Origin of the sequence: Pelagimonas phthalicica (assembly GCF_004364805.1) — a bacterium.
Classification (GTDB): Bacteria; Pseudomonadota; Alphaproteobacteria; order Rhodobacterales; family Rhodobacteraceae; genus Pelagimonas; species Pelagimonas phthalicica.
The window spans coordinates 188262-200654 of sequence record NZ_SOAP01000004.1 but is presented as its reverse complement, the minus strand read 5'-3'; the positions used below and the strand labels follow the sequence as shown (position 1 = coordinate 200654).

Here is a 12393-nt window from a genome sequence, read left to right as displayed (position 1 = left end):
GTGCCCCCTGTCAGTTTTTGTCATGATCTGTTTGTATGGTTGGGCCATGTCACGTACCGAACGCCTTTTCCAATTGATGGACACAATGCGCCGTCTGCCCCCGCCTGTAACCGCGGGGCAGTTGGCTGATGAAACCGGGGTGTCTGAACGCACGCTTTACCGCGACATTGACGCCCTGCGGGGGCTGGGCGCGGTGATCGATGGTGCTGCGGGGTTTGGCTATACCTTGATCGAAGACGCACATCTGCCCCCGCTCAGTTTCGATGACGAAGAGCTGGAGGCGCTGGTTGTTGGCCTGCGCGAGGTGCGAGCGGTGGGGGATCCGGCCTTGGCCGAAGCTGCCGAGCGCGCTTTGGCACGGCTCAAGGCGCGTTTGCCAGAGGCGCAGGCGCATCGGTTGAAACACGCGGTTCTAACGGCGCATCGGTTTTTCCCTACCCCGTCTCCGGGCGTGGATGCTAGTGCTTTGCGCAAGGCCTGTTGGGAAGAAAAGCAGGTGACGTTCAGCTATACCGACCGCAACGGGGCCCCGACGCAACGCACGGTCAAACCGCTTTCGATTGTGTTCTTTGAGCAAAGCCACTGCCTGATTGCCGAATGCCAATTACGCCAGGCGTTTCGAACCTTTCGATTGGATCGCATGGCGGAGCTGGAAGTCACCAGCCAATCCTTCCGCCCCCATCGTGTCAGGCTACTGCGCGAGGCTTTGAAACGCTTTGAGCCGTCAGAACAACCGGATTGCGACGGGTCCAAGGTTAGTCCTCTTCGACCTGACAATAGCCGCCGGTAAAGCAACGATGCAGCGCCTTCAGGTCCTTTCGGCGCGGGTTCTTGAACAGCCATGACTCGCAGGGATCGGAAATGATCACATGCCGTCCGCCAACACGTTTGACGAAAGCCAGATAGCGCGCGCCTGATTTCGGGTGGCCACACCAACTGGCGAAACAGTCAATTTGAACAGTGACATGGCTTTGAAACGGTTCGTCAAAGCCGTCTTCACTCAGCGAGTAACCGACAAACTGCCCGCGCAAAAGCACACCTTCACGATCACTACCCCCCACCGCGCCGGGCCGCCTGCTTTCGTCAAAATGCAATCGGCCCACCACTGCGCCCCAGCGATCCTCAGAGTGATGTGCCGCCAGGTAACTGCGAACGACATCCGGTTTCAGACAACTCAGGGCCAGGGCGGGATACGCCATCAGGCATATGAGCAAACTAAAGATCAGGCCGGAACGCCTCATAGAGGAACCTCATAGGTGGGATCGAAATTCCTCTATCACCTGTTCATAAACACCGCGTTTAAATGGCACGATCTGCGCGACGACTTCATCAACCGGCAACCAGCGCCATTGCGAAAACTCGGGATGCTCGACCTCGATATTAATCTGCTCGTCCGAGCCGTGAAAACGGAACAGGAACCACTTTTGCTCTTGCCCTTTAAACCGCCCTTTCCAGATCTTGGGCACTATGTCATGCGGCAGGTCATAGGCAACCCAACCTGCGGTTTCGGCTATGGTGCTGACCAGATCAGGGGAAACACCGGTCTCTTCCTCAAGCTCGCGAAGGGCGGCGGTTTGGGGGTCTTCGCCCTTGTCGATCCCGCCTTGCGGCATTTGCCAGGCCGGCACCTCGCTGTCCAAGCGCTGGCCAACCCAGGCATGCCCTTGCTCATTGACCAGCATCACCCCGACATTCTTGCGATAGGGCAGCTTGGCGATCTCTTCGGCGCTCAGGGTTTTGGTCATGGCAAGGGTCTTTCAGGCTAAGATACTCAGCCACAGGCTTTGCACAAATTTGCAACCCTTGCCAACCGGGTGCCGCCCTTGGGCCCGCGAATCCGTCCTGGTTTCTTTGGGCCAAAAATATCCCGGGGAGTCCCGAGCATGCTCGGGACGGGGCAGCGCCCCAACTCCCCCAAAGGTTCAGGGCTTACTTTGCCGGATCTAGCGCAGACAACCCGCGCAGGATGTCGATTGCATAGGCTAGCTGGTAATCATCCTCACGCAATTGCGCAGCGGCTTCAGCCTTTTCACGATCTTCCTCGATCTGACGAATCTCATCTTCTGAGAGCGAGTCATTGTCCAGACGTCCGCGCAGATCCGCCTCAGAGCGGGAGAAACGGTTGTTGGTTTCTTCCTCTTCCTCATCCGGGCGGCGGCGCGGTTGTTCCACAACAATATCCGGCGACACGCCCAGGGCCTGAATGGAGCGGCCCGACGGGGTGTAATACCGCGCTGTGGTCAGGCGCATCGCGCCATCGCCCCGCAGCGGCATCACGGTCTGAACCGACCCTTTACCAAAGCTTTTGGTGCCGACAACAATCGCGCGACGGTGATCCTGCAACGCGCCCGCCACAATTTCTGAGGCCGAGGCCGAGCCGCCATTGATCAGCACGACCAGCGGTTTGCCAACAGCCAGATCGCCGGGCTGGGCGTTGAACCGTTCGCCATCTGCCGGATTGCGACCACGGGTCGACACGATTTCACCGGCCTCAAGGAAGGCGTCCGACACTTTGATCGCCTGGGTCAGCAGACCACCCGGGTTGTTGCGCAGATCCAGAACAAAGCCGTTCACATTGTCCATGCCGCCAGCCTCTTCGACCTGCTTGGCCAGGCCATCAGCCAGGTTGGGGAAGGTCTGGTCGTTAAAGGTGGTCACCCGCAAAACAACGGTTTCGCCTTCAAGGCGCGAACGCACGGCGGTCAGTTTGATCGTGTCGCGGATGATCGAGACGTCAAACGGCTCTTCTTCGCCTTCACGCACCACGGTGATCACGATTTCCGAACCCACCGGTCCGCGCATCAGATCAACAGCCTCATCCAGTTGCAGCCCCAAGACTGATTCACCATCCACATGGGTGATGAAATCGCCGGCTTCCATGCCCGCCGCGTCAGCCGGGGTGCCATCGATGGGCGAGACCACCTTGACGAACCCGTCTTCCTGCGTGACCTCGATGCCAAGACCGCCAAATTCGCCACGTGTCTGCACGCGCATATCTTCGGCGTCTTGCGGTGGCAAATAGCTGGAATGCGGATCAAGCGAGGTCAACATGCCGTTGATCGCGGCCTCGATCAGCTCGGCCTCATCGACTTCGCTGACATATTGCGCGCGGATGCGTTCGAAAATATCGCCGAACAGGTCAAGCTGTTCATAGACGCTGGCGGGGCGGTTGGCTTCTTGCGCCAGCAGGGGCCCTACAAATTGTGTGGTCGCCACCACCGAAGCCAAAGTGCCACCCAATGCGGCCATGACAAATTTTTTCATGCTCATTTATCCCTTGTCGGTTGCGAACCACAAAAGTGGATCGACGGGCGCGTCGCCCTCTCTGACCTCTATATAGAGCGTTTCAGAACGCCCGGCGCCACCCCCCTCACCGGCAGATGACGTATTATTTAACTGCATTGCCCCACCCATGACGCCCACCGGGCTGCCTTCGGGCAGAACTTGACCGATTTCACCATAGACGGCATCAAGCCCCGCCAACACAAGCAAAAGGTCGGCTTGTGGTTCAAGAATGGTGACCAAACCATAATCTAGCAAGGGGCCATTATAGCGTATTGTTGCCGCAACCGGGGCAGTGACAAGCGCCTGAGGTTGCGTTGCCATGACGATCCCGGGGCGTTTGACACCTGCTGCGTCGGCCTCGCCCGCCTGGCGCAGGATCACACCGCGCACGGGCAGGGGCAGCAGACCCATGCGGTCGTCGATCCGCGTGGTGGTGATCGGGGCCTCGTCTTCGGTTATCTCAGACAGGCCCGAGGCGAACCCCTGCAAGGTTTCAGTGGCCGAGATCAGAATGGCGATCTTGATCGGGTCTTCGGTAAAGCGGCGCGGAAGGTCCTTGCGGTCGGCAATGGCTTTGGACAAGGCCGTGCGTGCCTCTTGCGCACCGCTTAGGCCCTTTTTCAAGGTTTGCGCCGCGCCTTGTTGAATCTCGCGCAAGGCGGAAACCTCATCCAGGTCTTTGCGCAAATCAGCCGCCTGTTGCGCCAAACCGGGCGTCACCGCCGCCACCAACATGCCAGAACGTGCCGTGCCCAAAGGCCCCTGAGGGTGCAACAGGGTTTGCGGCTGCGCATTGGCCCCAAGCGCGGTCAACACACCCAAGAACTGCTGAACCTCTTCCTCCTGTGCGGCCAGTTTCTTGCTCAACTCGGTTTCCCGAACCGCAGCCGCGCGCAGACCTTCGCGCATGGCGGCCAGGCCATCCTCATAGGCGCGCACGGTTTCCGTCAGTGCTTTGACGCGATCACGTGCGCTGTCCGCCTCATCCAACCCAATCGCCGCCGCCTCAAGCGCATCCGCAGCGGCGCGCGCAGCTGCGCCGCCGTCCTGAGCGGCCAGAGGCGTCGCGGCAAGGGCCAGGATCAGGGCGACAAACTTCACTTGATCAGGCTCTCTCCGGTCATTTCGGCGGGTTTGGGCAGGTCCATGACTTGTAAGAGTGTCGGCGCGACATCTGCCAAGCGACCGGGTTTCAATTCGGCCCCCTCAGGCCCGCCAAAGAGGACGACTGGTACCAGATTGGTGGTATGGGCCGTGTGCGGCCCGCCGGTTTCAGGGTCAACCATGCATTCGCAATTGCCGTGATCGGCAATCACCAGCATCGCGCCACCAACCTCTTCGAGCTTGGCGACAACCTGACCCAGTCCAGCATCCACCGCCTCGCAAGCTTTGATCGCCGCCTCCAAATCCCCGGTATGGCCGACCATATCTGGGTTGGCATAGTTGACAACGATCAGATCATAGCCGCGATCGATCGCCGCCAGGAACCTCTCGGTCACTTCGCCCGAGCTCATTTCCGGCTGCAAATCATAGGTCGCGACCTTGGGAGATTTCGGCATGAACCGGTCTTCGTTCGGTTCTGGCACCTCAACACCGCCATTCAAAAAGAACGTCACATGCGGGTATTTCTCGGTCTCAGCAAGGCGGAACTGGGTCTTGCCCTGTTCAGCCACCCAATGGCCCAGCGTGTTCACGATGTCCTGCTTGGGAAAGATCGCCGACATATAGGTGTTATGGCTGTCGGAATATTCCACCATGCCGCACACATCGCTCCAATCCGGGCGCGGGCCGGTTTCAAACTCGTCAAACTTCGGGTCGGCAAGGGCGGCCAGAATTTCGCGCGCCCGGTCGGCGCGGAAATTGATAAAGAGCAACCCGTCACCTGACCCCGGTTTGACATAGCCATCAATCTTGGTCGCGGCGATGAATTCGTCGCTTTCGTCACGCTGATAAGCTTCGGAAATCGCTTTGGCGACAGTGGGCTCGCTATGGCCCAAACCGTCTGTTACCAGGTCAAAGGCCTGCTGCACCCGTTCCCAGCGATTGTCGCGGTCCATGGCAAAGTAACGCCCAACCACCGTGCCAATAAACGCCCCCTTGGGCAGTTTGCTTTCAAAGGCGGTTACGGTGTCATGCCCCGACTTTGGGGCCACATCGCGCCCGTCGGTGACAGCGTGGATTTGCACCTTGAGCCCCGTTTCAGTCAAAACGCGCGCGGCCTCAAGCAGGTGGTTTTCATGGCTGTGCACGCCGCCTGTCGAGACGAGGCCCATGATGTTGGCAACACCGCCTGCAGCCCTCACCTTGGCGATGAAATCGACCAAGGCCGGGCGGGTGGCAAAGGAGCCATCTTCGATCGACAGGTCAATCTGCCCCAGATCCATCGCCACAACGCGGCCCGCGCCGATATTGGTATGTCCAACCTCAGAGTTGCCCATTTGCCCGGTCGGCAGGCCGACATCGGGCCCATGGGTGATCAGCGTTGCGTTTGGGCAGGTCGCCATCAGGCGGTCCATCGTGGGTGTCTTGGCCAGATAGGGCGCGTTGGCTTTGGTATCCTCGGACAGGCCCCAGCCGTCGAGAATGGTCAGGATAACGGGTTTGGTCATGGGAAATGCCCTTGCTTATCGGGAGTTATGCGCTGTTTAACAGCGCCCGCTTCAGAAGCGAAGAGGCCGGAGCGCTTTTCCCACGATCCGGCCTCTTTTTGCTGGTTCAGATGAGTTCATCAGCCCAGGGCGGATTGGCCCCGGCCCGTGACACGGTCACCGCGGCGACCTTGGCCCCATGGGCCAGTGCATCCTTAGCCTGCTCGGCAGACAGGTCGCGCAGGGCCGGTTTGCTGAGAAGATCAAGCTCGGACAGTTTCGCCAGCACGCCCGCATTAAACGTGTCGCCCGCGCCGACTGTGTCGACCACCTCGACCTTGTTCACTGGTACAGTGACCTCGGTTCCATCCGCCAAAAAGCCCGACGCCCCGTCGCCACCCTTGGTGACTATGACCAAGGACGCGCCTTTGGCCAGAACCTGCGCGGCCTTGTCCGCCGGAGAGGCCGAGCCAGGCATGATCCAATCCAGATCCTCGTCGGAGACTTTGACAATGTCCGATGTCGACAACATCCCGTCCAATCGGGCGCGATAGCGCGCCTCATCCTTGATGAATCCGGGGCGGATATTCGGATCTATCATGACTGCGCGGTTATCGCCGTGACGATTCAAAACATCGGCATAGGCATCTGCCCCCGGCTCGCAGGCCAAGCTGATGCCACCAAAATACAGGGTTTTGATATTCTCGGGCAGGTCCGGCATATCGGCGGGCTGCACCATGCGCCCGGCCGAGTTTTCATCAAAGAAACTATAGGTGGCATGACCATTGGTGAGTTGCACAAAGGCCAATGTCGTTGGCCGGTCCGAATGAACAATCAGCGAGGCATCAACCTTGCTGGCCTCAAGCCCGGCCTGTAATTGCTGACCAAACATGTCGGTCGACAAGCCGGTCAGCATCGACACCCCAATGCCCAACCGACCAAGGGCGATGGCCGTGTTGAACACCGCCCCACCCGAATGAGGAACAAAGCCATCCGGCCCTGCCTTTGTCGGCGTTGGGATCATATCCACCAACGCCTCTCCGCAGCATAAGATCATGCGACAATCCTTCAGGAAAATGTTAGCGCAATCATTTCAAATTTACGTCCCGCTGTCTATTGCGAAACATCTTGCACAGTTACTCTGGTTGCCCAGCAGTCTAAAGAAAGGCGCATTACCGAGCGAGTCTATGTAAATCTTAAGAGAATTAGACTGAAAACCCAATCATTTAGGCTTTGGGCCATAACCTTTTGCGAACCTCGATCTGTCACATTGGCCAAGCCGTGGGGGCAGAAGAAATGGGGTGAGATGTGAAAGAGGTAACGTACCTCGCGCCGATTGAACGGCCGAGCATGGATGCGAGACAGATCGAGACGTTGTGCAAAGATCTGGGTCCTCATGCCGCCGAAGACGTCATTTGTCGCGCGATGGAAGAGCTGGCACACAGGTTGTGTCATTTACAGGAAATAGCGGTGCATGGCCCACGGGAAGATCTGTACAAAGGATTGCGCGCCCTCAGCGCAATTGCCGAGCAGATCGGCATGATGGGGCTGTCCGATGTGGCGCGCCATGTGATCAATTGCATCGAGCTTGGCGATGTTGTGGCCGAGGCCGCAACCCTGGCCCGCTTGGCCCGTATGGGCGAAGGGTCTCTGACTGCCATGTGGGATCACAACGATCTGCTCGGGTGAGTTTGGGTGAATAAAGTCAGGCGTCGCGAAGGGCTATCCCCTTGCGACCCTGTCTGCACAATTCTAGTCTGAGACGTGCTTTTTCAACAAGGACGTCTCATGACATTGCGATTTGCGCCCTCAGACACCGCGGCTATTCCCCTTCATGTTGTTTCAAGCGATGGGCTTGAGGCCTGGTTGTCATCACAACCGGACAATATCCGCAATTGGGTGTCGTCCTGCGGCTTCTCCGGTGCTATGGGAACAGCCCTCATGTGTCCCGGCGCAGATGGCCAACCTATTGCGGCAGTCGCTGGCTATGGGGCAGAGGCGTTGCGCAAACGGCAACGCTTTGTGCTGGCAGGGGCAGTTTCCAAACTGGCCCCCGGAACTTATGAAATTGTGGGTGGCATCGCTGATGACCAACTGCCGACTGAAACACTTGGTTGGTTGCTGGAAGGATATCGTTTCACCAAATACGCTGGGCAAAACGCGAAAGCACGCGCCCTGGTCGCCCCTTCAAGTGTTGACGCGGCTCAGGTCGAATCGCTCGCCGCTGCCGAAGCTTTGACCAGAGACCTGATCAACATCCCGGCCAGCGATATGGGACCAGAAGCGTTAGAGCAGGCTGCGCGCGATTTAGCCGGAGCCTATAGCGCAGAAATCTCTGTCACCACTGGCGACGCGCTGCTCGAAAACAACTTTCCCATGATCCACACGGTGGGCCGCGCCGCTGATCAAGCGCCGCGCTTGATTGACATGACTTGGGGGCAGTCCGGCCCCAAACTCACTTTGGTGGGCAAGGGGGTCTGCTTTGACACGGGCGGGCTGAACCTGAAACCGGGTGCCTCCATGGGATTGATGAAAAAGGACATGGGCGGCGCGGCCAATGTGCTGGGCCTCGCCCGGATGATCATGCAAGCGAATTTGCCGGTGCAATTGCGTGTGCTGATCCCTGCGGTCGAAAACTCCGTCGCTGGTAACAGTTTCCGCCCCGGCGATATTCTGACCTCGCGCAAGGGGCTGACGGTTGAGATCAACAATACCGATGCCGAGGGTCGTTTGGTCTTGGCTGATGCCCTGACCCTGGCGGATGAGGGCAAACCGGATCTAATCATCTCCATGGCCACGCTGACCGGCGCGGCACGCGTTGCCGTTGGCCCTGACCTCGCTCCGTTTTATTGCGACGACGACACCCTCGCCTCGGGCCTGCAATCGGCGGGTAATAGGATGGCCGACCCGCTTTGGCGCATGCCGTTTTGGGAGCCATATGAGACCATGATCGAGCCGGGCATTGCCGATCTCGACAATGCGCCGGCGGGGGGCTTTGCGGGTTCCATCACCGCCGCCCTTTTCCTGCGCCGCTTTGTCGAGCAATCGCGGTATGCGCATTTTGACATCTATGGCTGGCAACCCAAACCTGCCCCCGGCCGCAGCAAAGGTGGTCTTGGCCAAGGCTGCCGCGCGATCTTTGCCGCTCTGCCAGAGGCGTTGGGCCTCTAATGGACCGTCGCCTCACCCCGTTTAATGGCCGCGTCGCACATGTGTCTCTGCGCGGTCAGGTCGATGCTGAGGAGTTTGTAGAGGGGGAGATTGAACAGGTCATAGACGCTCCCTTTTTGCATGACAAACCCCAAGGCAAGCGTGATCGACAGTTGTTGTGGGGGGACCAAGTGCGCGTGCTTGACGCCAAACCCGATTGGTCTTTCGTCCAATCATTGAAGGACGGTTACGTGGGTTACATGTGCTATTCACTGGTGCCGCCCCAGACCTTAACGCACAGAGTCACACAGCGCAGTACCTGGGCCTATCGTGAGCCTGATTTCAAAACTCCTGCTGCTGGTGTCATGCATTTTGAGAGCAAGGTTTGTGTGACAGGGGCGCAGGGGCAATGGGCCGAAATATCTGTTCCTGAAACGCTTGTGCGCCCTGCACAAACCTGGTTCGTTCCCGCGGCCCATCTGGCACCTATTGGCCAATATTCTTCTGACCCGGTTGGAGTTGCTGAGAAATTTTTGGGGACACCCTATGTTTGGGCGGGGAACACCGGGTTCGGAATTGACTGTTCAGGCTTAGTTCAAGCAGCTCTCCTAGCCTGCGCCATCCCTTGCCCAGGTGACAGCGACATGCAAGAGGCCGAGCTGGGCGAAACCCTTCCCCCAAACACCCCCGCCCAACGCGGCGATTTGTTCTTTTGGAGAGGCCATGTTGCCATGGCGGTCGACGCCGATACGCTGATCCATGCCAATGCCTTTCACATGGCGGTTGCCTATGAACCGATCAACAAGGCCATCGCGCGCATCCAGGCTCAGGGCGATGGCCCGGTCACCCGCCATGCCCGCTTGACCTAAGCGCTGTTTCTGGTTTCTCTGGGCCAAAAATATCCCGGGGAGTCTCGAGCTTGCTCGAGACGGGGCAGCGCCCCTTGTCATATTAAGGATCAATATGATGTCTGACAGTTTCTTTCAGCCGATTTCCGGTTTTGACCTGCCGCGTTTTGCAGGCGTTCCGACCTTTATGCGCCTGCCGCATGTGACGCCCGACCACCCACGGTTCCAAGACGTTCAGGTCGGTCTGGTCGGCGTTCCTTGGGATAGCGGCACCACCAATCGCCCCGGGCCGCGCCATGGCCCGCGCCAGCTTCGCGATGCGTCCACCATGATCCGCGCCCAGCATCAGGTCAGTGGCTTGCGCCCGTTTGAGGCGGCCAATTGCGCTGATCTGGGGGATGTCGGCCCCAATCCGGCGGATATTCAGGATTCCATGCAGCGCATCACGGCGTTTTACGACCAGCTTGTCGCAGCCAAAATTCGTCCGCTCACAGCCGGTGGCGATCACCTGACATCGCTCCCGGTCCTGCGCGCTTTGGCCAAGGATCAAGCGGTTGGGATGATCCATTTCGACAGCCATACGGACCTGTTCCATTCCTATTTTGACGGCACCATGTACACCCATGGCACGCCTTTCCGCCGCGCGGTCGAAGAAGGCCTGCTTGACCCGAAACGCGTGGTTCAGATCGGTATTCGCGGCACCATGTATGACAGCGAAGACCGCGATTTCGCCAAGGCCAATGGCATTCGGATCATTGAAATCGAGGAATACTTCGCCCGTGGTCTCAAGGATGTCATGGCCGAGGCGCGCGAAATCGTTGGCACGCTGCCAACCTATGTCAGCTATGATATCGACTTTGTCGATCCGACCTTTGCGCCGGGCACCGGTACGCCCGAAGTCGGCGGCCCCAACAGTTTTGAAGCCCTGCAAGTGTGCCGTGAGCTGTATGGCCTTAATATCATCGGCGCGGATATGGTCGAGGTCTCACCACCTTTCGACCAGAGCGGTGGCACGGCGTTCCTGGGCGTGTCGATCATGTTCGAATTGCTCTGCGCGATGCTTTCGTAGAGTTAGGGTCTGTTGACATTCACCCTTCGGCGCCAGCGCGAGACCCATTTTGCCCCTGACGAGGCGATTTGGCCGCAGCGATCTGACCGATCGTAAGGGCAAATCAACGAAGACAGAGGCAAAATGGGCCGCGCCGCTTGCGGTTTCGCAAAAATTGCCCACTTCTGCGTTATTTGAGCTTGCAGTAGATCACTACTCCTGCGCTCAAATGCCTGGAACTGAGCAATTTTTGACTGAAACTGGTGCTGAAGGCTGAATGTCAACAGACCCTAATTCACCGCGCGGATCAGCTTGCGTTCCAGCACCCGGAGCACGGTGCGTAGGTCATGCCCGCGCTTCAAAACCTGCCCGTTCTGGCCAAAAATCGCGTATTCGCCTTGCTTATTGCGCAGTTTAGGGCGTTTTTCGATCCTATAAAGCGGGTTTTCAGCGGTGCGCTGAAAGACGGCAAAGACCGCCACATCCCTCAGGGTCGAGATCCCGTAATCGCGCCACTCACCAGCGGCGACCATTCGGCCATAAAGGGACATGATGACACTTAGCTCGGGACGCTGAAAGGCGACAACCTCAGAGCTGCCGGGCTTGCCGGGAAAAGGGGTCAGGCTGTTCATGTCACCAGAGTTGCGCTGTTTTGCAAATGAATCAAGGGGCTGGTGTCAATTCACTGCAGTTTGGAACCGGTGTTCCCAGGGTTCCGAGGCGCTGGGCATCGCAATCATGTCGCCTTCGCCTTGATCCAGCCACTGCTCGGCAGCGGGCGATAGGCGGGCATAGGTCTGCGCAACCGCCTCATGCAGGTTTTTAACCGGAAAGCTCGCGGGGAACAGTTCTGCCGGAACTGTGGGAAAGCGCAGGACAAGGCGGCGCCAGCGGTGGATAAGCAACGTGCGCGCCGCCGCAGCCTCTAACGGGGGCAGGTCCAAGCCAGCCAATGCGCTTAGGTCATGGGCCATTTTTTGCAGCGCCTCGGCATGGTCGCTGTCCAGGTTGTCCCAGATTTCCGCGGCACTATGTGCCCCCAGCGACCCTGTGATCTGAAATCCACGACCTGATGATGCGCCGGGCGACAGCCACCCTCCGGCGACTTTCAACGCATTTGGTCGCGCGGTCGTGCCAAAGGTCCAGACCTCCTCTGCCAGATCAGGGGGTGGCGCGTAGATCTGCGCTGTGGCGGGGCCAAACTCTGCCAGACCTGTTTTGGTCAGGGAATAGCTGCTGGTGCGCCCGACCTTGCGCCCCTCGACCCAGCCATCCCGCGATAGGCGGGACAGGGCGGTGCGCAAGGCTCCGGATTCAATGCCAACACGCCCCAAGAGCCGGTTCAACCGCACCGCTGCAATCCGCCCGCCGCGATGCTGCACCGAGTCGCCAAACACGGTGATCACCAGCGACCAAACGCGCGGGCGGCCATCTGAGAGCAGGTTATCGATCAGGGGCTGAAGCGGATCCATGC

General features: G+C 58.9%; 13 protein-coding genes. 5 read left to right on the top strand and 8 right to left on the bottom strand.

Annotation, left to right across the window (positions count from 1 at the left end):
* The first annotated feature begins 46 nt into the window (after positions 1-46).
* Entirely contained in the window at positions 47-790 is a 744-nt protein-coding gene (locus tag CLV87_RS21570; protein ID WP_099249255.1) for a helix-turn-helix transcriptional regulator, read from the top strand.
* Here the strand turns inward: CLV87_RS21570 and CLV87_RS21565 are convergent.
* The 6 genes from CLV87_RS21565 to CLV87_RS21540 form a co-directional block, all read right to left on the bottom strand.
* Entirely contained in the window at positions 756-1241 is a 486-nt protein-coding gene (locus CLV87_RS21565; protein ID WP_133840875.1) for a hypothetical protein, read from the bottom strand. The genes CLV87_RS21570 and CLV87_RS21565 overlap by 35 nt on opposite strands.
* A 9-nt stretch (positions 1242-1250) precedes the next feature.
* The gene (locus CLV87_RS21560) at positions 1251-1745 is read right to left on the bottom strand and encodes an RNA pyrophosphohydrolase (protein WP_235872014.1); all 495 of its coding nucleotides are present in this window, start codon (positions 1743-1745) and stop codon (positions 1251-1253) included.
* A gap of 184 nt (positions 1746-1929) precedes the next feature.
* Positions 1930-3264, bottom strand: coding sequence for a S41 family peptidase (locus tag CLV87_RS21555; protein ID WP_099249259.1), 1335 nt, complete (start codon positions 3262-3264; stop codon positions 1930-1932).
* Between the two features lie 6 nt (positions 3265-3270).
* Entirely contained in the window at positions 3271-4386 is a 1116-nt protein-coding gene (locus CLV87_RS21550; protein ID WP_099248067.1) for a murein hydrolase activator EnvC family protein, read from the bottom strand.
* The gene (gene gpmI, locus CLV87_RS21545; RefSeq protein WP_099248069.1) at positions 4383-5894 is read right to left on the bottom strand and encodes a 2,3-bisphosphoglycerate-independent phosphoglycerate mutase; all 1512 of its coding nucleotides are present in this window, start codon (positions 5892-5894) and stop codon (positions 4383-4385) included. The genes CLV87_RS21550 and gpmI overlap by 4 nt, the downstream gene beginning before the upstream one ends.
* Before the next feature lie 106 nt (positions 5895-6000).
* The gene (locus CLV87_RS21540) at positions 6001-6930 is read right to left on the bottom strand and encodes a carbohydrate kinase family protein (protein WP_099248071.1); all 930 of its coding nucleotides are present in this window, start codon (positions 6928-6930) and stop codon (positions 6001-6003) included.
* 251 nt (positions 6931-7181) lie between these two features.
* Here CLV87_RS21540 and CLV87_RS21535 point away from each other — a divergent pair, with 251 nt between their 5' ends.
* The 4 genes from CLV87_RS21535 (at position 7182) to speB (ending at position 10940) form a co-directional block, all read left to right on the top strand.
* Positions 7182-7562 carry a hypothetical protein gene (locus CLV87_RS21535; RefSeq protein WP_099248073.1) on the top strand — a complete coding sequence of 127 codons (381 nt, stop codon included), beginning with the start codon at positions 7182-7184 and terminating at the stop codon, positions 7560-7562.
* Positions 7563-7661: 99 nt separating this feature from the next.
* Positions 7662-9044 (top strand): leucyl aminopeptidase family protein, encoded by a 1383-nt coding sequence (locus CLV87_RS21530; RefSeq protein WP_099248075.1) that lies wholly within the window; start codon positions 7662-7664, stop codon positions 9042-9044.
* Positions 9044-9892, top strand: coding sequence for a C40 family peptidase (locus CLV87_RS21525; protein WP_099248077.1), 849 nt, complete (start codon positions 9044-9046; stop codon positions 9890-9892). The genes CLV87_RS21530 and CLV87_RS21525 overlap by 1 nt, the downstream gene beginning before the upstream one ends.
* A gap of 94 nt (positions 9893-9986) precedes the next feature.
* Positions 9987-10940: an agmatinase gene (speB, locus tag CLV87_RS21520; protein ID WP_235872013.1), complete on the top strand. Its 954-nt coding sequence runs from the start codon at positions 9987-9989 to the stop codon at positions 10938-10940.
* 269 nt (positions 10941-11209) lie between these two features.
* Here the strand turns inward: speB and CLV87_RS21515 are convergent, their stop codons facing one another.
* Complete coding sequence (locus CLV87_RS21515; RefSeq protein WP_099248079.1) at positions 11210-11551, bottom strand: DUF2794 domain-containing protein; 342 nt, start codon at positions 11549-11551, stop codon at positions 11210-11212.
* A 45-nt stretch (positions 11552-11596) separates the two neighbouring features.
* A complete protein-coding gene (locus tag CLV87_RS21510; RefSeq protein ID WP_099248081.1) occupies positions 11597-12391 on the bottom strand; it encodes a PaaX family transcriptional regulator C-terminal domain-containing protein in 795 nt (264 codons plus the stop codon).
* Positions 12392-12393 lie beyond the last annotated feature (2 nt).